Origin of the sequence: Kluyvera georgiana (genome assembly GCF_050990895.1) — a bacterium.
GTDB classification, from domain to species: Bacteria; Pseudomonadota; Gammaproteobacteria; order Enterobacterales; family Enterobacteriaceae; genus Kluyvera; species Kluyvera georgiana.
Genome location: NZ_CP158865.1, coordinates 1582090 through 1604886, shown reverse-complemented (window position 1 = coordinate 1604886; position 22797 = coordinate 1582090). Strand labels below are relative to the sequence as shown.

At 58.6% G+C, this 22797-nt stretch carries 21 protein-coding genes; 9 read left to right on the top strand and 12 right to left on the bottom strand.

The genetic code is table 11. The annotated features are described in order from the left end of the window. The first annotated feature begins 68 nt into the window (after positions 1-68). Genes glpA through glpC form a run of 3 tightly spaced genes read left to right on the top strand, consistent with a single transcriptional unit; the run spans position 69 to position 4139 of the window. Positions 69-1697, top strand: a complete 1629-nt coding sequence (gene glpA, locus ABTW00_RS07680; protein WP_433639983.1) for an anaerobic glycerol-3-phosphate dehydrogenase subunit A — start codon at positions 69-71, stop codon at positions 1695-1697. Then, the gene (gene glpB / locus ABTW00_RS07675) at positions 1687-2946 is read left to right on the top strand and encodes a glycerol-3-phosphate dehydrogenase subunit GlpB (protein ID WP_433639981.1); all 1260 of its coding nucleotides are present in this window, start codon (positions 1687-1689) and stop codon (positions 2944-2946) included. The genes glpA and glpB overlap by 11 nt, the downstream gene beginning before the upstream one ends. After that, on the top strand, positions 2943-4139 hold the full coding sequence (gene glpC, locus ABTW00_RS07670; protein ID WP_433639979.1) for an anaerobic glycerol-3-phosphate dehydrogenase subunit GlpC: 1197 nt from the start codon (positions 2943-2945) through the stop codon (positions 4137-4139). The genes glpB and glpC overlap by 4 nt, the downstream gene beginning before the upstream one ends. 66 nt (positions 4140-4205) lie before the next feature. On the opposite strand, the gene ABTW00_RS07665 is transcribed toward glpC, so the two are convergent. The 9 genes from ABTW00_RS07665 to ABTW00_RS07625 form a co-directional block, all read right to left on the bottom strand. Further along, complete coding sequence (locus ABTW00_RS07665; protein ID WP_271446882.1) at positions 4206-5402, bottom strand: nicotinamide mononucleotide deamidase-related protein YfaY; 1197 nt, start codon at positions 5400-5402, stop codon at positions 4206-4208. Positions 5403-5496: 94 nt separating this feature from the next. Further along, the gene (locus ABTW00_RS07660; RefSeq protein ID WP_065355749.1) at positions 5497-6039 is read right to left on the bottom strand and encodes a YfaZ family protein; all 543 of its coding nucleotides are present in this window, start codon (positions 6037-6039) and stop codon (positions 5497-5499) included. Between the two features lie 183 nt (positions 6040-6222). After that, entirely contained in the window at positions 6223-7575 is a 1353-nt protein-coding gene (menE, locus tag ABTW00_RS07655) for an o-succinylbenzoate--CoA ligase (protein WP_433639975.1), read from the bottom strand. Beyond that, on the bottom strand, positions 7572-8537 hold the full coding sequence (gene menC, locus ABTW00_RS07650; protein WP_433639973.1) for an o-succinylbenzoate synthase: 966 nt from the start codon (positions 8535-8537) through the stop codon (positions 7572-7574). Before menC ends, menE begins: the two co-directional genes overlap by 4 nt. Next, the gene (menB, locus tag ABTW00_RS07645; RefSeq protein ID WP_064543973.1) at positions 8537-9394 is read right to left on the bottom strand and encodes a 1,4-dihydroxy-2-naphthoyl-CoA synthase; all 858 of its coding nucleotides are present in this window, start codon (positions 9392-9394) and stop codon (positions 8537-8539) included. The genes menC and menB overlap by 1 nt, the downstream gene beginning before the upstream one ends. A gap of 8 nt (positions 9395-9402) precedes the next feature. Further along, on the bottom strand, positions 9403-10170 hold the full coding sequence (gene menH / locus ABTW00_RS07640) for a 2-succinyl-6-hydroxy-2,4-cyclohexadiene-1-carboxylate synthase (RefSeq protein ID WP_433639970.1): 768 nt from the start codon (positions 10168-10170) through the stop codon (positions 9403-9405). Beyond that, positions 10167-11837 (bottom strand): 2-succinyl-5-enolpyruvyl-6-hydroxy-3-cyclohexene-1-carboxylic-acid synthase, encoded by a 1671-nt coding sequence (gene menD, locus ABTW00_RS07635; protein WP_433639968.1) that lies wholly within the window; start codon positions 11835-11837, stop codon positions 10167-10169. Before menD ends, menH begins: the two co-directional genes overlap by 4 nt. Positions 11838-11916: 79 nt before the next feature. Further along, positions 11917-13209: an isochorismate synthase MenF gene (gene menF, locus ABTW00_RS07630; protein ID WP_433639966.1), complete on the bottom strand. Its 1293-nt coding sequence runs from the start codon at positions 13207-13209 to the stop codon at positions 11917-11919. 147 nt (positions 13210-13356) lie between these two features. Continuing rightward, positions 13357-13818, bottom strand: a complete 462-nt coding sequence (locus tag ABTW00_RS07625; protein WP_271446886.1) for a GNAT family N-acetyltransferase — start codon at positions 13816-13818, stop codon at positions 13357-13359. Positions 13819-13863: 45 nt separating this feature from the next. Here ABTW00_RS07625 and rnz point away from each other — a divergent pair, with 45 nt between their 5' ends. The 3 genes from rnz (at position 13864) to ABTW00_RS07610 (ending at position 17432) form a co-directional block, all read left to right on the top strand. After that, positions 13864-14784 carry a ribonuclease Z gene (gene rnz / locus ABTW00_RS07620; protein WP_433639962.1) on the top strand — a complete coding sequence of 307 codons (921 nt, stop codon included), beginning with the start codon at positions 13864-13866 and terminating at the stop codon, positions 14782-14784. Positions 14785-14848: 64 nt separating this feature from the next. Next, positions 14849-15844, top strand: a complete 996-nt coding sequence (locus tag ABTW00_RS07615; RefSeq protein ID WP_433639960.1) for a chemotaxis protein — start codon at positions 14849-14851, stop codon at positions 15842-15844. Between the two features lie 292 nt (positions 15845-16136). Next, positions 16137-17432: an MFS transporter gene (locus ABTW00_RS07610; RefSeq protein WP_433639958.1), complete on the top strand. Its 1296-nt coding sequence runs from the start codon at positions 16137-16139 to the stop codon at positions 17430-17432. Between the two features lie 13 nt (positions 17433-17445). Here ABTW00_RS07610 and ABTW00_RS07605 read toward each other — a convergent pair whose 3' ends face one another. The 3 genes from ABTW00_RS07605 to ABTW00_RS07595 form a co-directional block, all read right to left on the bottom strand. Next, positions 17446-18360, bottom strand: coding sequence for a LysR family transcriptional regulator (locus ABTW00_RS07605; protein ID WP_433639955.1), 915 nt, complete (start codon positions 18358-18360; stop codon positions 17446-17448). A gap of 174 nt (positions 18361-18534) precedes the next feature. Next, on the bottom strand, positions 18535-19026 hold the full coding sequence (locus tag ABTW00_RS07600; RefSeq protein WP_433639952.1) for a hypothetical protein: 492 nt from the start codon (positions 19024-19026) through the stop codon (positions 18535-18537). 10 nt (positions 19027-19036) lie between these two features. Next, positions 19037-20479, bottom strand: a complete 1443-nt coding sequence (locus tag ABTW00_RS07595; RefSeq protein ID WP_433639949.1) for an alpha/beta hydrolase — start codon at positions 20477-20479, stop codon at positions 19037-19039. 350 nt (positions 20480-20829) lie between these two features. Here ABTW00_RS07595 and ABTW00_RS07590 point away from each other — a divergent pair, with 350 nt between their 5' ends. The 3 genes from ABTW00_RS07590 to ABTW00_RS07580 all read left to right on the top strand — a co-directional run bounded on the left by ABTW00_RS07590 (position 20830) and on the right by ABTW00_RS07580 (position 22615). Beyond that, positions 20830-21087 (top strand): YjhX family toxin, encoded by a 258-nt coding sequence (locus tag ABTW00_RS07590; RefSeq protein WP_433639947.1) that lies wholly within the window; start codon positions 20830-20832, stop codon positions 21085-21087. A gap of 10 nt (positions 21088-21097) precedes the next feature. Continuing rightward, positions 21098-21844: an SAM-dependent methyltransferase gene (locus ABTW00_RS07585; RefSeq protein ID WP_271446890.1), complete on the top strand. Its 747-nt coding sequence runs from the start codon at positions 21098-21100 to the stop codon at positions 21842-21844. Between the two features lie 246 nt (positions 21845-22090). Continuing rightward, positions 22091-22615 (top strand): GNAT family N-acetyltransferase, encoded by a 525-nt coding sequence (locus ABTW00_RS07580; protein WP_433639945.1) that lies wholly within the window; start codon positions 22091-22093, stop codon positions 22613-22615. Positions 22616-22797 lie beyond the last annotated feature (182 nt).

The following is a 22797-nucleotide window of genomic DNA, read 5'->3' as shown; positions in this document are numbered from 1 at the left end:
TTCGATATCAAACAATTCATATTGGCAATGTGACTTAATGTGCTTAAAACGAACATTGAGGACACAAAATGGACAGCGCCTCTGCACATGATTTTGACGTCATTATTATCGGTGGCGGCGCCACTGGCGCCGGTATCGCCCGAGACTGCGCCCTGCGCGGCCTGAAGGCTGCGCTGGTTGAACGCTTTGATATCGCCACCGGGGCAACCGGGCGTAACCATGGCCTGCTGCACAGCGGCGCGCGCTATGCGGTCACCGACAGTGAATCCGCACGCGAGTGTATCAGCGAAAACCAGATCCTGCGCCGTATTGCTCGCCACTGCATCGAGCCAACCAGCGGCCTATTCATCACCTTGCCAGAAGATGACCTCCAGTACCAACACACCTTTATCAACGCCTGCCGCGCTGCGGGCATTGACGCGGAGGCGATCGACCCTGCCCTGGCCAGAAGAATGGAACCGTCGGTCAACCCCGCGTTAGTTGGTGCGGTACGCGTGCCGGACGGTACAGTAGACCCCTTCCGCCTGACCGCCGCCAATATGCTCGACGCGCGCGAACACGGAGCCACCGTTCTGACCGCTCATGAAGTGATGGGCCTTATCCGCCACGGCGATCGAATACAGGGCGTGACGCTGCTGAATCACCGCAGCGGCGAAATGTGTGAACTGCATGCGCCGGTGGTGGTTAACGCGGCCGGTATCTGGGGCCAACGCATCGCGGAATATGCCGATTTACGCATCCGCATGTTCCCCGCCAAAGGATCGCTGCTGATCTTCGAAAGCCGGATGAACCAGCACGTGATCAACCGCTGTCGCCCGCCGGCCGACGCCGATATTCTGGTGCCTGGCGACACTATTTCGCTGATTGGCACCACGTCGACACACATTGATTATGCCGATATCGACCGCTGCCGCGTCACGCCTGACGAGGTAGATATTTTGATGCGTGAAGGGGAAAAACTCGCTCCGCGCATGGCCAGCATGCGTATTTTGCGCGCCTACTGCGGCGTACGTCCGCTGGTTGCCAGCGACGACGATCCCAGCGGACGCAACGTCAGCCGCGGTATTGTGCTGCTGGACCACGCCGAGCGCGACGGTCTGGAAGGGTTTATCACCATTACCGGCGGTAAACTGATGACCTATCGCCTGATGGCGGAATGGGCCACCGATGCCGTCTGCCGCAAGCTGAATCATCATCGCCCCTGCGTCACCGCCGACACGCCGCTGCCCGGGTCGCAGGAATCCGCGGAAAAAACCTTGCAGCGCATGATTTCGCTGCCCGCGCCGCTGCGCGGTTCAGCGGTTTATCGCCATGGCGACCGTACCCCGGAGTGGCTTGGCAACAGCCGCCTGCATCGCAGCGTGGTGTGTGAATGCGAGGCGGTGACCGCGGGTGAGGTGCAGTACGCGGTGGAAAATCTGGCGGTGAACAATCTGCTGGATTTACGCCGCCGTACGCGCGTCGGCATGGGGACCTGCCAGGGAGAACTCTGCGCGTGCCGGGCGAGCGGGCTGCTGCATCGCTATAACGTCACCACCGCTGCGCAGTCGCTGGAGCAGCTGTCCGATTTTCTCAACGAACGCTGGAAAGGCGTGCAGCCTATTGCCTGGGGCGATGCGCTACGTGAAAGCGAGCTGACCCGCTGGGTGTATCAGGGGTTGTGTGGTTTAGACAAGGAGTCCCGTCATGAAATTTGATAGCGTGATTATCGGCGGTGGGCTGGCCGGGCTACTGTGCGGAATACGACTACAGCAGTCAGGACTTCGCTGTGCGATCGTCACGCGCGGCCAGAGCGCGCTGCATTTTTCGTCCGGATCGCTGGACTTGCTCGGCGCCCTGCCCGACGGCCAACGGATCGATAACCCGGCAACAGGGCTGGCCTTGCTGGCCGCGCAGTCGCCGCAGCATCCTTATGCTCGCCTGGGCAGCGATAACGTGCTGCGCTATGCACAGCAAACGCAGACGCTATTGAGCGATTGCGGTATCAAAATGCAGGGTCACGCAGCGCAGCCGCACCGGCGCGTCACGCCGCTCGGCACGCTACGCCCCGCCTGGCTCAGCCCGGCGGAAGTGCCGATCGCCCCGCTGGCCGCAGGTTCACTTCGCGTGGTCGGTATCAGCGGCTTTCTGGATTTCCAGCCGCATCTGGCAGCGGAATCCCTGCAACAGCAGGGGCTGACGGTTGATACCGCCGAAATCGATCTGCCGGAACTGGACGTCCTGCGCGACAACCCCACCGAGTTTCGCGCCGCCAATATCGCCAGGGTGCTGGACGAAAAAGTGCTCTGGCAACCGCTTTATGACGCATTACTGCCGCTCTGCGCGGGGCAGGATGCGCTGCTGCTGCCCGCCGTTTTTGGCCTGCGCGATACCGCACTGTTCGACTGGCTCAACGCCCGCCTGCCCTGCGCGTTATTTCTGTTGCCTACGCTGCCGCCCTCGGTGCCGGGCATGCGCCTGCACGCCGCACTTCAGCGACGGTTTATCGCTCTCGGCGGTACCTGGATGGCGGGCGACGAAGTGGTACGCGTCAGCCACGTCGAGGGGGAGATTCAGGCCATCTGGACGCGTAATCACGGCGATATACCGCTGCGCCCGCGCTTTGCCGTACTGGCCAGCGGCAGCTTTTTCAGCAACGGCTTAACCGCCGGACGCGACGGGATTCGCGAGTCCGTGCTGGGACTGGATATTATGCAGCCCGCGCCGCGTGCCGCGTGGTATCGCGACGATTTTTTTGATCCGCAGCCGTGGCAACAGTCTGGCGTCATCGTCGATAACACCTTGCGCCCCGCCTTATGCGGAAAAACCCTGTTAAACCTGTTCGCTATTGGTTCGGTATTGGGCGGCTACGACCCGATTGCGCAAGGCTGCGGCGGCGGCGTTTGTGCCGCGACCGCCCTGCATGCCGCCAAACAGATCATCGGCCTGGCGGGAGGTGACGCATGAGCCAGCAAAGTTTTGAAAACTGTATCAAATGCACCGTGTGCACCACCGTCTGCCCGGTGAGCCGCGTCAACCCGCGCTATCCCGGGCCAAAACAGGCGGGGCCGGACGGCGAGCGCCTGCGACGTAAAAACAGCGAGCTGTACGATGAAGCGCTCAAGTACTGCATCAACTGCAAGCGCTGCGAAGTGGCCTGCCCATCCGATGTGAAAATCGGCGATATTATCCAGCGCGCGCGCGCCGACTATAGCCAGCAAAAACCCGGCCTGCGCGATGCGATTCTTAGCCACACCGACCTGATGGGCAGCCTTTCCACGCCGTTTGCGCCCATCGTCAACGCCACCACCGGCCTGAAACCGGTACGCCAGTTGCTGGATACCGCGCTGAAAATAGACCATCGCCGCAGCCTGCCAAAATATTCCTTCGGCACCTTCCGTCGCCGCTATCAGCGTATCGCCGCACGGCAAGCGCAGTATGCTGAACAGGTTGCCTTCTTTCACGGCTGTTACGTGAACTACAACCACCCGCAGTTGGGGTTCGATCTAGTTAGCGTACTTAACGCGATGGGCGTGGGCGTGCAGCTGCTCAGCAAAGAGAAGTGCTGCGGCGTGCCGCTGATCGCTAACGGCTTCTTTGATAAAGCGCGGCGTCAGGCGCAAACCAACGTGGCTTCGCTGCGTGAAGCCATTGAGACACACCATCTGCCGGTGCTGGCGACCTCATCCACCTGCACGTTTACGCTACGTGATGAGTATCCGCATCTGCTGGAAGTTGATAATCACGACCTGCGCGACAGCATTGAGCTGGCGACGCGCTGGCTGTGGCGCAAGCTGGACGACGGCGCGGAGCTGCCGCTCAAATCATTGCCGCTGAAGGTGGTGTATCACACGCCGTGTCATATGGAGAAGATGGGCTGGTCGCTGTATACGCTGGAACTGCTGCGGCGCATTCCGGGTCTGGAGCTTCAGGTGCTGGAATCGCAGTGCTGCGGCATCGCCGGAACCTATGGTTTCAAAAGCGAGAACTACCCGACGTCGCAGGCGATAGGCGCACCGCTATTTGCCCAAATTGAGAACAGCGGCGCGGATCTGGTGATAACGGATTGCGAAACCTGTAAATGGCAGATTGAGATGTCCACCAGCAAACGATGCGAGCATCCCATCTCGCTGCTGGCGCAGGCGATTTCACGTGATTGAGCCTTGTGCCTGTGATGTGCCGGGTGGCGCTACACGCTTACCCGGCCTACATTGCGCATCGGGCGCTTACAGCACCAGCGAATCGACCACGTTAATCCAGCCATGCTCGCTGGCTACCGGCTTGCCGTGGAGCCAGCGACGCAGCATATTCAGCGCCATCATGGCGCAGACCTCCTGGCGTATCGCCAGGCCATGGCGGGTATTGCTGAACTTCACCTGTAGCGCATGGGTGCCTTCCGGCGTCGAGAGCGCGAAGTTAATATGCTCGCTCTCCAACCCGCTCACCGCCAGGGCCAGCCCGGCAAAGTGATTCACGCGGCGCTCGGCGGCCCAGCGTGCGGTTTGCGCCAGCGTTTCATCCTGCGGCGGCACCACTTCACTCGCCAGCAGCGGCGCAGCGGCGCGAGAAAGCTGGAGCGCAATCAGGCCGCTGGTAAACTGCTCGCTTAGCGTCAGGCTCAGCTGTTTTTCTTTCAGCACGCGGGCCAGCTGCATAGGCAGCCCCTCAGTACCTTCAAAAATCAGGCTTTCCCCGGCCACTTTCTGCACCTCTGGCCACAGCGCCAGCATCGCCTCGCGATGTTCCGCAGGCCCGGTCAGCTTCAGCTCAATAATCGGCATAGAAGAACGGTAGCCCATGGTCACACCGGGCGGCAGATCGAGGTGTTGCAAACTTTGGGCGAGATCGCTTTCCGAGCGCCCAAACGTGGTTAAGCGCAGGCAAACCGGCGGCTCGCCGACCGGGTAACGCTGGCGAATGCGCGGTAAAATTTCATGTTCCACCATCACCTTAAATTCAGACGGTACGCCCGGCGTGAAGAACATCAGACAACGGTTGAGCTTAACGGCAAAACCGCAGGCGGTGCCAACCGGATTATCAATCAGTTCGGCGCTGGCGGGAATCTCGGCCTGCTTGCGATTGCTCGGCGCCATCACGCGGCCGCGCTCGCTGAAGAAACGCTCCATAAACGCCAGCCACTCCTCGTGCAGAATCAGCGACTCACCTTTCGCAGTCGCTGCCGCCAGGGCGCTGAGATCGTCGCTGGTCGGCCCCAGGCCGCCATTGACGATGAGGATGTCAGCCTGCGTGCTACGCTCGCGCAAAATCGCCACTAAATCGTCCAGGTTATCCCCCACGGTATTGCGGCGGGACAACGGAATACCCTGCTGGAAACAAAAATCGGCAAGCCAGGCAGCGTTTGTATCGACGATCTGCCCCGATAAGACTTCGTCACCGGTGGACAGCATCTCTACCGTTATCATCACTTTCTCCAATAAAAAGAGGACGATTAACTATAACGCAAGCGAAGGATTTAAGAAGAGAAAACTGGCGCAGCGGACGCTGCGCCGGAGAAAATCAGAATGAAGCGCTGACGCCGACATACGGGCCATCGGCCACGGCGTTATCGCGGTTGCCGTCTTTACCCGCCAGGTTCAGGTAACGATAGCCCGCTTCAATGCTGATTGGACGCATGATGGTGTAACGCGCACCCGCATTGGCTTCGGTGTAGCTGTCGATGCCGCTGGAGAGGGAGTCCGGAGAGTAGTAGTATTCGCCAAACAGACGCAGGCTGTCGCCAATTTTCCACTGCAGGCCGCCGCCAACCGCTGCCGCATAGCCGGAATCACCATCGTTAGGGTCGGTATAAACCGCTTTACCGCCAACGGTCGCCAGGAACGGACCCAGCGGGATATTCAGCCCCAGGCCCAGACCCGCGACGTCGCCGTCGTCGTCGTTGTGCGTCCAGTTACCGGTTAATGCCAGGCCCGACGTTTCGGTGCCAAGACCAAAGCCCAGGTTGGTATAATCTTTACCGGCCTGACCGTTAAAACTGATCGCACTCGCTGACGCAGAGACAAACATCAGCCCCGCCAGACTCAATAACACGCTCTTTTTCATCTTATTCCTTTCACGCAAAGCGAAAATAAACCCCATAACCCGCTGAATTGTACTGCGATACACGGCGGATTCAATGTAGGAAACGGACAATAATCACCGGGATTGTAACGAATTACTACCCATACATCTGCAATAATGATGTTTATTATTCACAAAATAACTGAAATTTATTATTGATGAAGGTCACTGCGAGGCAACCCAAAGGCTCAGCTGGTGCCGCGAGACTTTTATCCCGCCGCGGGTCATCGCTTCCGGTAAACGCAGCCAACGGCAGGGCTGCTGAAAACCGGCCAATTGATCTTTTGCCCAGGCGGCCAGCTGCGGTAAATCCAGCGAGGGTTCGCCCTCCACCACCGCCACCGGGCGCTGACCAAATTCAGCGTCGTCCACCGGTACAACAAACACCTGATTCACCAAAGGATGCTGAACGATAACCCGCTCGACCTCTTCAGGCTGAATCCCTTCGCCGCCGCTGAAAAACAGATTATCCAGTCGGCCAATTACCCGCAACCGACCGTCATGCAGCTCGCCGCGATCGCGGGTAGCAAACCAGCCTTCGGCGTTAACTAACGGCGTTAAACGCCCATTGCGCCAATAGCCTGCCGCCATGCTGCTGGCCCGCAGCCAGATTTCGCCCTCCACCAGCCGCAGTTCCCGGCCCGGCAGCGGTGTGCCCACATCGTCCCCGCCGTTGGCCTCGCGGGCGCAAACGGTAGAGGCAAATTCGGTCAGACCGTAGCCGCAAAAAGTGCGGATTCCCCTGGCCGCCGCCTGTTCGGTCAGTTCGGCAGGAATCGCCGCACCGCCTAACAATACCGCCTTCAGGGACAGCGGTTGATTGTCGTTCAGCAGCCGCCACAGCTGCGTCGGCACCAATGAGGCATGGGTGCAATGCGCCAGCGCCTCGGCTAATGGACGTTCGCTGACCGCCATCTGCGCGCCCGCCAGCAGCCAGCGCCAGAGTATCCCTTGTCCTGAGACATGAAACAGCGGCAGCGACAGCAGCCAGCCGTCATTTTCGCCGAACGGTATCAGGCTCAATACCCCTTCCGCGCTCGCCAGATGCGCCGCACAGCGGTGTACGGCGGCCTTCGGTAACCCTGTCGAACCGGAGGTCAACGTCATTGATGCCAGACGATCCGCCTGCCACTCCACCTCGCGATACTCCTCCGCCTCTTGCAGGCTGAGTGGCGGGAGGCCGTAATGCGCTTGCGCATCGAGGTTCAGGATATGGCTAAGGGTGAGCGCCGGCAATAGTTCGCCAACCAGCGATGCAGGCAGGCGTGGGTTGAGCGGTAAAATCCGCGCGCCGCACTGGAGCAGCGCCAGCCAGGCCAGCACCGCATCCGCGCTGTTACGCGCACACAGCGCCACGCCATCCTCTGCCTTGACGCCCTGCGCCTGAAACCCGGCGGCGAGCCGATCGACGCGCTGACACAGCGTTGACCAGTTCAGGCTTTCATTATCAAAACGCAGCGCTATCTTCCCGTCACGATGCGCGCACCAGTGTCGCCATGGCCAGGTTGCGAAAGTCACAGTAACGGCTCCATATCCTCAATCGCGCCACACGGCAGCGGGCTTTCCGGCCAGCAGCGAATCAGTTGCGTCTGCATCAGATCCAGCGTATCGAGGCCCGGAATTGTTTGCGGCGTCAGCCAGGCGGCAATGCGCGCCAGCTGGGTAAGCCCAAGGCTGGATTCGAGAGAAGAGCTGATGACCGCCGTCAGGCCAAGGGCATGCGCCGCATCGACCTGTTCTTTCACCCGCGCCAGGCTGCCGGTCAGCGTCGGCTTAATAACCACCGCCCGCACGCCCGGTTCAGCCGCAAAGCGAAAATCCGCTTCACGCAGGCTTTCGTCCCAGGCAATCGCGATGCCGGTTTCCCGGGCAAAGGCGCGCGAGTCGTCGCGGGTTTTACACGGTTCTTCGAGGAAGGCAATACGTGAACGGTTATCCGGATTAACGTATTTGGCGAACTGCTGGGCTTTCAGCGGCGTCCAGGCACGGTTGGCGTCAAGGCGCAGCGTCAGCTCAGGAACCGCTTCCAGCAGCAGGTTGACCACCATGCCGTCGCGTACCGCTTCGTACAGGCCAACTTTCACCTTCGCCACTTTCTCACCGGGCATGTCGGCAAGCTTCAGCACCAGATCGTCAGGATCGCCGGTACAAAGCGGCGCCGCGCGATAGTCTGCCGCCAACGGCAGCGCATCGTTCACTTCCGCCAGCGCGCAGCTGATGCCAAACGCCACGGAAGGCACATCGGGCAGCGACAGGTCATCGCCCTGCCGCCAGGCGTCCACCCAGGCCAGCAGCGCCGACTGCGCCTCATCCAACGTTTCGTGGCTAAAGCCCGGCAGCGGGGAGATTTCTCCCCAGCCGTCCCGTTCGCCGTCACGCAGGTAGACGAATAACCCGTCGCGGGTTTTCAGCCGCCGTTCGCGCAGCACCACACCCGCGTCCATTGGAATCTGCCAGCGATAAACCTGCGCGCTACGCATTACGGATTCCGTTTGAATTTGCTAAAGTCAGGCTGACGCTTCTGGTTGAAGGCATTGCGGCCTTCCTGACCTTCTTCCGTCATGTAGAACAGCATGGTGGCGTTACCCGCCAGCTCCTGCAAACCGGCCTGGCCGTCGCAGTCAGCGTTCAGTGCCGCTTTCAGGCAGCGCAGCGCCATCGGGCTGTTTTGCAGCATTTCGCGGCACCAGCGTACGGTCTCTTTTTCCAGATCCGCCAGCGGAACCACGGTGTTCACCAGGCCCATGTCCAGCGCCGCTTTGGCGTCGTACTGACGGCACAGGAACCAGATTTCACGCGCTTTTTTCTGACCCACGATACGCGCCATGTAAGAAGCGCCCCAGCCGCCGTCGAAGGAGCCGACTTTCGGACCGGTCTGGCCGAAGATGGCGTTTTCCGCCGCAATGGTCAGGTCGCACATCATGTGCAGCACGTGGCCGCCGCCGATGGAGTAGCCAGCCACCATCGCCACCACCGGTTTCGGGCAGGTGCGAATCTGACGCTGGAAATCCAGTACGTTCAGGTGATGCACGCCGCTGTCGTCCTGGTAGCCGCCGTAGTCACCGCGTACTTTCTGGTCACCGCCGGCGCAGAAGGCTTTATCGCCTTCGCCGGTTAAAATGATCGCGCCGATGTTGTCGTCATAGCGTGCGTCCGCCAGCGCCTGGATCATTTCTTTGACCGTCAGCGGACGAAACGCGTTGCGTACCTGCGGGCGATTGATGGTGATTTTAGCAATGCCGTCAGCCGATTTTTCATAACGAATGTCGGTAAAGCCTTCGGAACAGTCGTGCCACTCGGCAGGGGCGTACAGCATAGCTTCATCAGGATAAATCATAGCGATTCCTATAAGTTAGCAGGCAAAATCTGCGCCAGACACGCGACGACGCCTGCGGGATTTTCCCGGTGCGCGTTGTGTCCGGCATCACGAATAATATGGCAAGGCAGCGCCTGCGTTTCGGCAATCGCCTGAAACTTGCGGTCGTGCTCGCCACAGAGATACCAGAAAGGGAAAGTACGGGCTTGCAGCGCCGGACGCAGATCGTCCTGCACCGCGAGAGAGGTGGCCAGCAGCATCGCCGCCAGCCCAACGCCGTGGTTCTGCTGGCGTAGCGCCACCAGCGCATTGCGCTGTTCGTCGCTCAGGCTGGCGAACACCGGCTGCTGATACCAGTCGGCAAAGACCTCAGCCAGCGGCTGTTGGGCAAAACGCTGCGCCCACTGTCGGTCGTTGCGCCAGCGCTGCGCGCGCTCGGCGTCGTCGATCAGGCCAGGATGCCCGCCTTCGACGATAACGCCTGCCAGGCCGTCTGCCCGCGAGCGACAGGCGAAGTGCATCGCCGCCCGGCCGCCCAGCGAGTACCCCACCAGCCAGTAATTAAGTATGTTGTAACTAAGCAACGTCGCCTTGAGCAACGCATCCAGGTCGGCGAAGCCGTCTACCTGCACGTTCGCCGAGCTCCCATGGCCGGGGAGATCGATATACAGCCGGTTGGCGCGCGTAAAGCGCTCGCCCACCGGCCGCCATTCCCGATGGTCGCCGGAAAATCCGTGCAGAAACACCAGCCACGGCTGCGTTGGGTCGCCCCGCTCGGCGACGGCGTGGAGAATCATAGATGACTCACCTGCGCCAACAGTTGTTGCAGCGTTTGCGCGCCGTCGGTGTCGTTAACCACCAGTTCAATGACCGTGGTGGCCGGCACACGCCAGGCGGCACCGAGCACGGACTCCAGCGCCGCCCAGTCCTGCGGCTGATGGTAGTTCAGGCCAAACATTTTCGCCGCATGTTCAAAATGGACGTTCTGCGGCATGGCGTAGAAACGCTCGCGCTCCTCCACCGGCGTCGGCAGCAGCGAAAATATCTGCCCGCCGTTATTGTTGACCACAATCAGCACCAGCGGCGCGGAGACCTGACGCAATAGCGCCAATGCGTTAAGGTCGTAGAGCGCCGAAAGATCGCCGACGATTGCCAGCGTTGGCCGCGCGCTGCCGCGCTGCACGCCTGCCGCCGTCGAAATCAGCCCGTCAATCCCGCTGGCGCCGCGATTGCTATAAACCGGGTAGCCCGCAGGCAGTTGGCCTAAAGCGTCAATCAGGCGCACCACGAGGCTGTTGCCGACAAACAGCTGCCCTTGATCCGGCAGATAGCGGCGAATACGGTGTGCCAGCTGCGCCTCGCCGAAACGTTCGCTCTGAGCAGCCACCGCCTGCCAGGCCTGCGCGGAGAGCGCCGGAATAACCGTGGCCCACGGCGCACGTTTTTCAGCGGGATGCTTCTCCAGCCACTGCTCGATATTGCTAACCAGCCGACGCCCGCGATGGTGTGCCGGGTCCAGACGGCCGGGGAGCGAGTCCACCAGCCAGTATTCGTCCGGCTCGCAGGCGAGCTGCCATTGCAGCACCCGTTTGCCGGTCAGGCTGCTGCCGATTTGCACCACCATCTGCGCCTGCTGCAGTTCGCTGACCGCCGCCGGATTACCCAGCCACAGATCGGCGCAGGGCAGCGGTTGCCCGGTTTGCGACAGCACGTCGCCAATCAGCGGCCAGCCCAGCGTTTTGGCCCATTCGGCGACGCGTTTGCCCTCTTCCGCGCTCATGCGCCCCGCCACCACCACGCCGCGCTTCTGGCGCCAGAAGAACCAGTCGCGCTGGACCGCGCTCTCCTGATGCAGCGCTTCGCGCAGCCAGGGTTTATCCCCCTGCCACCAGTCGCCCAGCGCCTGCTGCCAGTCCAGCCCGGTGTCATCCATATCGCCGTACAGCGGTTCCGCGAACGGGCAATTAATGTGGACGCCGCCAGAATGCAGAGCACCCAGCGCATCATCCACCACCGATACCAGCCAGCGGGCCGGAATATCCTGGCTCGGGCGCGGTAGCGACACGGTCTGTGACGGATGTGAAGCAAACATTCCCGGCTGGCGAATCGCCTGATTCGCGCCGCAGTCAATCAGCTCCGGCGGGCGGTCGGCGGTCAGCAGAATAATTTTTTCGCCGGTCAGCCCGGCTTCGATCAGCGCAGGATAGAGGTTGGCCACGGCGGTACCAGACGTGACGATAACGGCCACCGGCTGGCGGCTCACTTTCGCCAGGCCCAGCGCCAGATGGCCAAGGCCGCGCTCATCAAAATGGGTGTGATGAATAAAGGCGCGGTTTTCCGCCGCCGCAAGGGTGAGCGGCGTTGAACGCGACCCGGGGGCAATGCAAACGTGGCGCACGCCGTGACGGGTTAATGCTTCCAGAATCACCGCCGCCCAGCGTCGGTTAAATGCGCTTACTGACATGAATTTGTCCGGTATCAAATATTGCGACTCAGTATAAAGACTACGACAGCGTAGGATTTTGATATGAGTCGATAATGTTCTATTCAGAGAATAGCAATGAGCGCAGCCCCGCCGCTTTATTTTCGATTTCCTGCCACTCCTGCTCGGGATCGGAGCCTTCGACAATCCCGGCGCCCGCATACAGCCGCACGATCTTGTTTTCCACCCTGGCCGAACGCAGCGCGACGCAAAACTCACTCTGCTGCCGCGAAAGATAGCCCGCGGAACCCGCGTACTCTTCACGGGTAAACGGTTCAAAATGGTCAATAAACGCCAGCGCCGCCGCTCTGGGCAGCCCGGCGACCGCTGCCGTCGGCTGAAGCTGTAGCAGGCACAACGTATCGTCCGGCTGCATGAGTTCTGCCTGAATGCGACGGCGCAGATGCTGCACCTTACGCAGGCGGACGATTTCCGCAGGCAGCACATCCAGCGCGTGCGTGACGTCCTGCAACCGCTGGCAGATATCATCGACCACCAGGCCGTTTTCCCGCTGGTTCTTATCGTCGTGCATCAGCCAATCACCCAACCGCTGCGCGGCGATCGGATCGTCATGCGCTGCCACCGTACCGGCCAGCGCTTCGGTCAGCAGCTGCACGCCACGTCGCCGCCATAAACGTTCCGGCGATGACCCCAGAAACGCCCGGCGAGCGTCAAACGCCATGTAGAAATGATAGCAAGAGAAATTGACCCGGCGACTGGCGGCCATCAGCGCACCGGCGTCCGGCGCATGGCTGAAAGTGAGATCGGTCGCGCGCGCCAGCACCACTTTCGTGAACTCACCGTCGCGGATCGCCTGGATCGCCTGCTGAATCAGCCGACACCAGCCCTCTTTGCCTGGACGATGGGTTTCACTCTCCTGATGCAGCGAAAGTTCAGCAGAGGCGTGATGGGCGCTGAGCGCCGCCAGACAGGCCCGCGCCCGCTCGGCATCCTGCGCCAGCGAAGTCTCGCTCCACAGATTCAGCCGCAGGGTGGCCCTGCCGGCTTCGCGTCGCCATTCCAGACGCGGCAAAAACAGCGTGCCGCGCGTCGGTTCAAAGGCATTCACGCCGTAAACGCGGATGTCATCACGCGGCAGCGTGGCAAGAAAGGCATTTGCCTGCGCCAACGAGGAAAACGTGCACACGGTGTCCAGCGCGGCAATCTCTTCCTTGCCGCTGCGCTGCTGCCAGTAAAATTGTGGCCAGACCGCCTGACCGTTCAGCCAGGCGAGCGGGTCAAAGGCATCATTCAGAGGGAAAGCCGCTTCAAGAATTCGCATGCCGGGCAACGCGGGAAAATCGTCTGCCAGAAGCGCTGACAGGCGCTGCAACGCTGCTAAAATCGAACGCACGCCCACCTCCCTATCATAAAAACCACATAGTATAAGGGGTACTACCCGTAAATTGCAGTACCCACGATTAGGGAGTAAATAGACGCGAAGGCAATATCGCGCTGAAAATCAACGGACTTTGTCTTTTACTATAGCCGGGATTCGCGGTTATGCGCGCACTGCTTCGCGCGCCATACCCACGTGCGGAATGCCGTCCTCGTCATAAACGTCGGTGACGGTAACAAAGCCATACTGGGCGTAAAAATCGCGCAGATGCGCCTGTGCGCCAAGGTAGAGCGCCCGCTGCGGCCAGCGCTGCTGGCACGCGTCAACGGCCCGCGTCATAAGCTGATGGCCTAAACGTTCGCCGCGCACATCGGCGCTGACGATGACCCGGCCAATCACCACCGGCTCAATCTCTTCCTCGCTCACCAGAATCCGCGCGTAGGCCACCAGTCTGTCATCCTTCCAGCCCAGCAGATGACGGTTCTCGCCCAGCAGATCGTCACCGTCGACGTCAAGGTATGGGCAGGTTTGCTCCACCACAAACACTTCGCAGCGCAATTTCAGCAGCGCATACAGCGCCGGGACGGTGAGTTCAGAATGGTGCAAATCTTGCCAGCGAATCATGGTAGGCTCCTTAGACCTTATTTTTACCGCCAGGGGCGCGGCACTATGCAATTGACTTTTTTAGGCACATCCGCGGGCGTGCCAACCCGTACCCGCAACGTAGCAGCAATGCTGCTGAACCTGCAACATCCGACCCAACCGGGACTGTGGCTTTTTGACTGCGGCGAAGGCACTCAGCACCAGCTGCTGCATACCCCGTTTAACCCCGGCAAGATCGAGCGTATTTTTATCAGCCACCTGCACGGCGACCACCTGTTTGGCCTGCCGGGACTCATTTGCAGCCGCTCGATGGCCGGTAGCGCCCAGCCGCTGACGCTGTACGGCCCGACGGGGCTGAAAGAGTTTGTTGAAACGACGCTGCGCCTGAGCGGTTCATGGACCGACTTCCCGCTGACGGTAGTGGAAATCAGCGCGGGCGAGATTCTCGACGACGGCCTGCGCAAAGTGACCGCCTACCCGTTAAACCACCCGGTAGAGTGCTATGGTTTTCGCGTTGAAGAACACGACAAGCCCGGCGCGCTGGACGCAAAGCGGCTGATTGCCGACGGCGTCCCCTTCGGCCCCCTGTTCCAGAAGCTCAAAGCAGGCGAGCGCATTACGCTGGCGGATGGGCGCATCATCGACGGTACTCACTATCTCGCGCCAGCCACGCCGGGCAAAAAAATCGCCATTTTTGGCGATACCGCACCCTGTGAAGCGGCGCTGGCGCTGGCCCGCGACGTTGATCTGATGGTCCACGAAGTTACGCTGGAAGCGGCAATGGCGGAGAAGGCCAATAGCCGGGGACACTCCTCCAGCGAGCAAACCGCCCAGCTGGCGCTGGCCGCCAACGCCAGGCGGCTAATTATCACTCACGTGAGTTCGCGCTACGATGCCGAAGGCTGTCGCCGCCTGCTGGCCGAGTGTCAAAGCCTTTTTGCGAACTGCGAGCTGGCGGAAGATTTCGCCACCTTCACCGCAGAATAACGTTTTTCCTCATTTTGCCGATAACTTAAGTAATAAGTTCACGCTTTATCACGATGAGGACATCATGGATAACTTCCAGAAAGAGATAGACGACAGGGCTAATTTAACCCTGTCCAACCGTTTTGAGCTGCTGCTGTTCCGCCTGGGAAAAGCCTCGCAGAGCGAGGCGTCAGAGCTGTACGGCATCAACGTCTTTAAGCTGCGCGAAATTGTCCCAATGCCGAGTTTCACTCGCCCTGCTGGCATCCAGCCGCCGCTGATGGGGATGGTGAATATTCGCGATCAGATTATCCCGGTTATCGATCTCGCCGCGGTTGCTGGCTGCACCCCGAGCAACGGGCTGAATATTCTGCTGATTACCGAATACGCCCGCAGCGTGCAGGCGTTCGCCGTCGAATCGGTTGAGAACATTACCCGCCTTGACTGGACGCAAATCCACACCGCTGAGAAGGCGGTCAACGGCAAGTACATCACCAGCATTGCCTGTCTCGACGACCATCAGGAGAGCAATAACCTGGCCATGGTTATCGACGTGGAGCAAATTCTGTATGACATCACCCCGTCAAACCACGATCTGCACGCCAAAGCGCTCAATCCGCGTAAGTTCAACATTAAGCCGGGGGCTACGGCCATAGTCGCTGAAGACTCAAAAGTGGCGCGCGCGATGCTGGAAAAAGGGCTCAAGGCTATGGATATCCCCGCACAGCTGCACGTCACCGGCAAAGAAGCGTGGGAGAAAATTGAGCTGATCGCCCAGCAGGCAGCGCAGGAAGGGGTTCCGGTGAGCGACAAAATCGCCCTGGTGCTGACCGACCTCGAAATGCCGGAGATGGACGGTTTTACCCTCACCCGCAAGATCAAAACAGACCCGCGTCTGCGTAATATTCCGGTGGTGATCCACTCTTCGCTATCGGGCAACGCTAACGAGGATCACATCCGCAAGGTCAACGCCGATGGCTACGTCGCCAAGTTTGAGATTAACGAGCTGGCCTCGGTGATTGAGCAAGTGCTCAATAAATATGGGAATAAGAGCGACGCTGCGCTGCATGCAGTGAGGTAATAGCGACCGTTGTGGCTACGCGCCCTGCTGCGTAGCCAGCCCTCGCCGGGCCGTCTGCCGGAATGATCCCGGTCACAAAACGCAGCCATCATTTTCGGCATGCGATCAATCATCTTCAAACAACCGATATATGTTAAAACCATGTTGCAGTTGGTTGCGTGAAATTGTTAAAACAGATTAATGCGCAATACGCATCAGTCGATGATTTTAATGCGCTTATCTCCTTCATTGTCCTGATCCAGTCTGCTGAAACAGGCGCGCTATAAGCGTCACGAACAGACTGGAGATAAAAATGCATCTACCTGCGACAACAATGACCATTCGGGCAAGGGTTAGCGCGATACTGCGCGTCACTTCAGGCAACTTTCTGGAGCAGTTTGATTTTTTCCTGTTCGGATTTTACGCCACCTACATCGCGCATACCTTTTTCCCCGCCAGCAGCGAATTCGCCTCGCTGATGATGACCTTTGCCGTCTTTGGCGCCGGTTTTCTGATGCGGCCAATCGGTGCTATCGTGCTGGGTGCCTACATCGATAAAGTGGGACGCCGTAAAGGGCTGATTGTCACGCTTTCTATCATGGCAGCCGGCACGTTTCTGATCGTCCTTATCCCTTCATATCAGGCCATCGGCCTGTGGGCGCCGCTGCTGGTACTCTGTGGCCGTCTGCTACAGGGGTTATCCGCAGGCGCGGAGCTGGGCGGGGTATCGGTGTATCTGGCAGAGATAGCCACGCCGGGCAATAAGGGCTTTTATACCAGCTGGCAGTCAGGTAGCCAGCAGGTGGCGATTATGGTGGCCGCGGCGATGGGCTTCGCGCTGAGTATGGCGCTGGAAGAGAGTACGATCCACGACTGGGCCTGGCGAATTCCGTTCCTGTTCGGCTGCCTGATTGTGCCGTTTATCTTTTTGCTGCGCCGCAGGCTCGAAGAGACTCAGGAGTTCCAGACCCGTCGCCATCATCTGGCGATGCGTGATGTTTTTAAAACCCTGCTGGCCAACTGGCAGGTTGTCGTGGCGGGCATGCTGATGGTCGCCATGACGACAACCGCCTTCTATCTGATTACCGTCTATGCCCCCACTTTCGGTAAAAAAGTGCTGATGCTCAGCGCATCCGACAGTCTTCTGGTGACTCTGCTGGTCGCCATCTCTAACTTTATCTGGCTGCCGATAGGCGGCGCGCTGTCGGACCGTTTTGGCCGCAAAACCGTGCTGGTAACGATGGCGCTGCTGGCGCTCATCACCGCCTACCCTGCACTCAGCATGCTGGCTCACGCCCCGAGCTTTAGCATGATGCTTTCGGTGCTGCTGTGGCTTTCTTTTATCTACGGCTTGTATAACGGCGCAATGGTCCCCGCATTAACGGAGATCATGCCGGTAGAAGTGCGGGTGGCGGGATTTTCACTCGCTTATAGCCTGGCGACCGCGGTGTTTGGCGGATTCACGCCGGTGATATCAACCGCATTAATTGAATATACCGGCGATAAAGCGTCACCCGGCTACTGGATGAGCTTTGCCGCGGTGTGCGCATTGTTGGCGACGCTGTATCTGTATCGCCGCCGGGCGCTCTCGCTGCAAACCAGTCATTGAACCTGCCAGCGCGCTAAGCGCCGTGGCGGTGTCCAACATGATACTGTTCGACGATCAGCTTTTCTAACTCGGCGGCGACATAGGACTGCATGCGCCCGTTACGTCGGATAAGCCCCACCGTCCGTTTCACCTCCGGGTGGGTCAGCGGACGGTGGGTTAAGACCGAGTGTTCTGCGTCGGGCATCGACATAGCGGGCACCGCAGCAATACCTATCCCCGCTTCGACCATCCCCAGCATCGTCGTCACATGCCGCGTTTCACAGATGCTGGGCCGTTCAGGCGTCACGTCTGCCAGCATTTGATCGAGCAAATTACGGTTGCCGGACGTTTTATCGAGGCTGATATAGTCATATTGATAAAACGTCTGCCACGTCAGGCTTTTTTTACCGGCGATAGGGTGATCGCGTCGGCAGGCCGCGACGTAGACGTCCGTCACCAGCGGCAAAAACTCGATATCCGGCTGTAAATTGCACGCAAAGCAGATGCCGAAGTCGGCCTGTCCGCTGGCGACCGCAGCAATCACATTTCCCGCGCTGCTATCAATGAGCTTAACCCTCACGCGCGGGTAACGCAGCTGGAAGCGGCGAATCACATCGGGCATAAAGTAATATGCCGCAGAGGGCACCGTCGCTACCGTCACCAGCCCAACACGATCCTGGCTCGCTTTATTGACATCGGCCAGCACCGACTCGACGTTCATCAGCAGCTGTTCGGAACGTTCTGCAAAGGTCTGCCCGTACAAGGTCAGCGTCACGTGGCGGGTGGTTCTGTCGAATAGCTTAATCCCCAGCGCCGACTCCAGCTTTTCTATCCGGCGGCTTAATGCCGACTGCGAAAGGCAAATCGATTCCGCGGCAAGGCGGAAATTGCTGTATTCCACCAGCGCGCGAAACGCATAGAGATCGTTGAGATCAAAATTGACGGCCATCGCTGTGCGCCCTCGACTCTCGTGACGATCGCGGAGAAACACGGTTAACACATCTTTCGGCGGCATCAATCCAGCGTGGGTATTTGAATCGTGTTGCTATCGAGTCGGCGTTCATGCACTGCCCCTGTTGTTCACATAAAAGCATCATATCAGCAACAAACACATCGCGTCCCCCTATTCCAGCTGCCAGGGAAAGAGGTGGATCAGGTTACTGGCCAGCGGGTACAGGCCCAGGCTCTCGGTTCTGGCTTTCACTTCGCCCATAGGCAGGCCGGGGATCGGCTCACGGCCTCCCCAGATGAGCAGGCCACGGCGGGCGTAATCCTCCATCACTTCGAGGGTTTTCCCATTATTCAGCCTAATCAGTACATTGTTGCCTTTTACCGTTTGCAAACAGCGCGCCGCATCGGCAATAAGCATCGTGATGCCAACGCTATTTTCCTGACTCAGCGCCACGACAATACCGTTTGCCGCCACGGGCGTGATATTCAATGGCGCTGGAGGCTGACAATCGCTGCGAATTGACAGACCGTGAGGAATGGTCGGCGGTAAGGGGGTGGGGCTTTCAGAGAGCTCGAGCCGCATACCATTATCAAACTCAACGATCAGCTGGCTGCCCTTTTGCAAAACCAGCTCGCCCTGTTCACTGACAAGAAAAATATTCATACGCGATGCTCTAAGGGGCCATGGTGTAGTCAATACGTTTAATCATATAGGGGAAGAAGGGGTTGGATGACATTCGCATCAAGAAATCCAGTTCCACAACCAACGTCGAACGCTCCCCGCGTGCGGCGAAAGTTCCCAGGCTAATTCCATATTCATTTCGCGGTTCGGGGTAACGTCCGTATAGGGAATCACTCATCGGGAACGGTAGCGCAATGTGGGACAGCGAATAAATATCGCGCGGATACTCAATGCCCAACGGTTCAACAATATCATTCACCTCACCCGCAGGGAGAGTGCGCGCTTCGCTATCGGTGGAGGTTGCCGAGGCGGTAGAGACGATGGTGACGCCGTATTTTCGCGGCGGCGAGGGCAGCAGCCGGGAGAGTGCCGTCGTCGACGATACCCGCAGCAATGGCGTCACGCTCGCCGCCGGGTTCAGGTCGAACAGCACCACTTCGCTGCCGTTTGCCGGAAGCCTTTCATATAAGCCTGAGATAACGGCGGCGCTGCTGACCGTCGAATCCACTACCGACTGGAAGGTCAGTATCGGCGGTAGCGCATTCAGCATATGTTGTCGGGAAGCCGCAAGCAGCTGCGTTTGCAGCGCCTGGGTTAACCTGTAGGACTGACGCGCGGCATTGACCGGAAACGAGTTGTATTTAAAAGGATTATATTCGGGGACAATGCCAAGCCACGCGGCTTTAGCAAATGCCGGAAACACCGCAGGCCAGCCCGCAACCCCGGCGAAACGGGCAAAAGCGGTAATGCCAATCATCGGAGAGATCAGAATCACCTGCTGCGGTTTCGCCAGCGTGGAGTCATCCAGCGCATCCAACGCGTATTTCAGCGCCAGTGCCCCCCCGTTTGAGTATCCCACCAGATGCAATGGCAGCTGTTTCGCCGTCAGCGCTTTTGCCTCTCGTACCGCAAGCCGGGTGGCGGCGGCCCAGTCTTGCCAGTCCACATCCGTCAGGGCTCCGGGCACCGTACCGTGCGCGGGTAAACGAATGCCTATCGCCACGTACCCCTGCTGTTGATAGTGTATCGCGATGTGTCGCATGCTGTAGGGCGAGTCGGTGAGCCCATGAATTAACACCACCGCTCCCTTCGGCTGACCGTGCGGTTTCAGGATAAAAGAGCGATTCCAGTCGACGGAGAAGCTGCCGGGATAGTTAGCGCTTTTCGCATAATAACGATTAAACGGGATCTGCTCATCAGGACTTAACTTGTCGGTGACGTTGACGCGAACCGACTCAAAAAGGCGATTTTCCGCCTTGATGTAATCCTGCCAGCTGGCGTTACCTATCTCTTTCGCCCGCATTTCGTGCGGCACAAAGGTGTGCCAGCGCTGCAGTGCGGGTTGGCTTTGGATATCGTAAACACGCGTACCCAGCACGCCGAGCAGTACAAAAACGACCAGCAAAAAAAGACGTTTAGTCCATTTAATTAGCATGATGGTGACGCAGTTCCTTATGTCAGGTGCACGGGGAATTATTCTTATTATGAATAGTTAGTGGTTTCTATCCTAACGTATTCAGCGTTCGCTTTCGGTACGCCCCCGACCCTCTCTGGATCACACTTTTAAACCTTCGCCATTCCCCTACAAAAAATCTGTGTTAACATCCACGGCGTAAATACCTTTTCAACATAACCCGAGGCTTTGATGCTGGAGAATGTAATCATCTGATAATCAGTTTTCCCGACCTTTCCAGGCCGGACTGATTATCAATGCGCCGAAATCGACTGCGAACACCGCTGTGTGTTTGCGCATTTTGCACATGATGATTAAACAGGTTTTCCAGTATGAATTTATCCCGTCAGGAACAACGTACCTTACACGTTCTCGCCAAAGGTGGACGTATTGCGCACGTCCGCGATACTTCCGGCCGCGTTACCGCCGTTGAATGCTACAGCCGCGAAGGGTTGCTGCTCACCGATTGCACGCTTGCCGTCTTCAAAAAACTCAAAACCAAAAAGCTGATCAAATCCGTCAACGGTCAGCCCTACCGCATTAACACGACCGGCCTGAACAACGTTCGCGCCCAGACCGATAACCGTTAAGGAGAGAATAATGGACATTCCTCGTATTTTTACTATTAGCGAAAGTGAACACCGTATCCATAACCCCTTCACCGCAGAAAAGTACGCCACGTTGGGCCGCGTATTACGCATGCCGCCGGGTACGCGTATTCTCGACCTTGGCAGCGGCTCAGGTGAGATGCTTTGTACGTGGGCGCGCGATTATGGCGTGACGGGCCTGGGTATCGACATGAGCCCGCTGTTCACCACGCAGGCTAAACGTCGTGCCGAAGAGCTGAATGTCAGCGATCGCGTGCACTTTCTTCATAACGACGCCGCCGGTTACGTTGCAGAAGAAAAATGCGACATCGCGGCATGCGTTGGCGCGACGTGGATTGCGGGGGGCGTTGCGGGAACGATGTCCCTGCTGGCGAAAAGCCTGCGGCCAGGCGGAATGCTGCTTATCGGCGAGCCGTACTGGCGTCGTCTGCCTGAAACGGAGGCTATCGCCAACGCCTGTGGCGTGAGTTCCGTGGCCGATTTTATGTCCCTTCCCGGCCTGGTCGCCTCCTTCAGCGAGCAGGGCTATGACCTGGTGGAAATGGTGCTGGCGGATCAGGAAGGCTGGGATCGCTATGAAGCGGCGAAATGGCTGACGATGCACCGCTGGCTGGCGCAAAACCCGGATGACGATTTTGCCGAGGAAGTACGCGCCGAGCTCACCCTCGCTCCGCAACGCCACGTAACGTACACGCGGGAATACTTTGGCTGGGGCGTTTTTGCCCTGATTGCCCGCTAACCTGAAACCGACGGGCCTCGCTGCCCGTCGGTTTTCCCCAGCGACTTCATTCACCGCCACCGCTCGCCATTTGCTCAAGATTCTGAGAGATTATTCAATGCAAACGGGGCATAGTAAGTCATTCGGTACAGAATTACGCAGCCCAATTCATCTCCCCAAAATAACTGTGAGGCCACAAATATAACGCCTACATTGCAAGGATCGCTTGTCACGCTCCGTCCTCTGCTTAAAACAGATGCTCAGCTATTGATTGATGCGGCTGCGGATGGGGAACTCTGGTCTCTGCCATTTACGGTTGTTCCCTCTGCTACCACAGCGGATTCGTATATCCAGAAAGCCCTGAAGGGGCAAGCCGAAGGCACAGTCATGCCGTTTGCTGTAACGCTTTCATCCGACCAACGCGTCATTGGTTCAACACGTTTCTGGAAGATTGATAGAGAAAACCGAAAGCTCGAAATAGGTCACACCTGGTATTCACAAAGCTGGCAAAAAACAGCTGCAAATACCGAGAGTAAACTGTTACTGCTGCGATATGCCTTTGAGCAACTGGAGTGTGTTCGGGTTCAGTTTACGACTGATGTATTAAATGAGCGCTCACAGGCTGCCATTCTCCGTATTGGCGCGGTCCAGGAAAGCATCATCAGAAATGAACGAATTATGCCTGATGGTCGAAAACGGACTTCCATACGGTACAGTATCATTGATGATGAGTGGCCGCAGGTTCGGACTAACCTTGAGCGCCGCCTTTCCGCTTACAGAAAAGAGAAATGATTCGAGATTTTGCGGGCGGAAGGTCTGCTGTGAGCGATAAGCAGGCGTTGAAATGATGGCGGCATGCAAATTCTGCCAAATTAAACATTACATCCCGTCGGCGAACTGTAGCCAAGCGGGAATAGGATAGTAGGTTTAGCTAAGCATTCTCTGCCTCTAAAACTCCGCCAAACATGCGCATA

Coding starts and splice junctions, on each gene's coding strand:
- glpA (WP_433639983.1), top strand. CDS start 69: ATGGACAGCGCCTCTGCACATGATTTTGACGTCATTATTATCGGTGGC.
- glpB (WP_433639981.1), top strand. CDS start 1,687: ATGAAATTTGATAGCGTGATTATCGGCGGTGGGCTGGCCGGGCTACTG.
- glpC (WP_433639979.1), top strand. CDS start 2,943: ATGAGCCAGCAAAGTTTTGAAAACTGTATCAAATGCACCGTGTGCACC.
- ABTW00_RS07665 (WP_271446882.1), bottom strand. CDS start 5,402: ATGATAACGGTAGAGATGCTGTCCACCGGTGACGAAGTCTTATCGGGG.
- ABTW00_RS07660 (WP_065355749.1), bottom strand. CDS start 6,039: ATGAAAAAGAGCGTGTTATTGAGTCTGGCGGGGCTGATGTTTGTCTCT.
- menC (WP_433639973.1), bottom strand. CDS start 8,537: ATGCGTAGCGCGCAGGTTTATCGCTGGCAGATTCCAATGGACGCGGGT.
- menB (WP_064543973.1), bottom strand. CDS start 9,394: ATGATTTATCCTGATGAAGCTATGCTGTACGCCCCTGCCGAGTGGCAC.
- menH (WP_433639970.1), bottom strand. CDS start 10,170: ATGATTCTCCACGCCGTCGCCGAGCGGGGCGACCCAACGCAGCCGTGG.
- menD (WP_433639968.1), bottom strand. CDS start 11,837: ATGTCAGTAAGCGCATTTAACCGACGCTGGGCGGCGGTGATTCTGGAA.
- ABTW00_RS07625 (WP_271446886.1), bottom strand. CDS start 13,818: ATGATTCGCTGGCAAGATTTGCACCATTCTGAACTCACCGTCCCGGCG.
- rnz (WP_433639962.1), top strand. CDS start 13,864: ATGCAATTGACTTTTTTAGGCACATCCGCGGGCGTGCCAACCCGTACC.
- ABTW00_RS07615 (WP_433639960.1), top strand. CDS start 14,849: ATGGATAACTTCCAGAAAGAGATAGACGACAGGGCTAATTTAACCCTG.
- ABTW00_RS07610 (WP_433639958.1), top strand. CDS start 16,137: ATGCATCTACCTGCGACAACAATGACCATTCGGGCAAGGGTTAGCGCG.
- ABTW00_RS07605 (WP_433639955.1), bottom strand. CDS start 18,360: ATGGCCGTCAATTTTGATCTCAACGATCTCTATGCGTTTCGCGCGCTG.
- ABTW00_RS07600 (WP_433639952.1), bottom strand. CDS start 19,026: ATGAATATTTTTCTTGTCAGTGAACAGGGCGAGCTGGTTTTGCAAAAG.
- ABTW00_RS07595 (WP_433639949.1), bottom strand. CDS start 20,479: ATGCTAATTAAATGGACTAAACGTCTTTTTTTGCTGGTCGTTTTTGTA.
- ABTW00_RS07590 (WP_433639947.1), top strand. CDS start 20,830: ATGAATTTATCCCGTCAGGAACAACGTACCTTACACGTTCTCGCCAAA.
- ABTW00_RS07585 (WP_271446890.1), top strand. CDS start 21,098: ATGGACATTCCTCGTATTTTTACTATTAGCGAAAGTGAACACCGTATC.